Source organism: Streptomyces glaucescens, assembly GCF_002154375.1.
GTDB lineage: Bacteria > Actinomycetota > Actinomycetes > Streptomycetales > Streptomycetaceae > Streptomyces > Streptomyces glaucescens.
In genome coordinates, this window is record NZ_MUND01001111.1 from 432 (window position 1) to 668 (window position 237).

General features: G+C 79.3%; 1 pseudogene. It reads right to left on the reverse strand.

Features of this window, described 5'->3' with window-relative positions:
* A pseudogene (locus CCN42_RS45545) lies at positions 1-237 on the reverse strand (SPFH domain-containing protein); the annotation flags it as partial.

A 237-nucleotide genomic window follows, 5' to 3' on the forward strand; every position in this document is an offset into this window, starting at 1 on the left:
CCACCCGCAGCGCCACCCCGCTGCCGTCCGCCGCGGGCATCGGCTCGCTGCGCCAGTGCCGCAGCCGTACGTCGACCCGGCGGCGCAGCAGCAGCGGATTGACCCAGAGCAGACCGGTGCGCCGCACGGTCCCCCGGTACCTCCCGAACAGCCCCAGCACCCAGGCCCGGCCGGTCCGCCCCCGGGCCAGCCCGCCGAAGCCGAACAGGCCGAGCGCCCCGGCCCCGGCGTACGCCG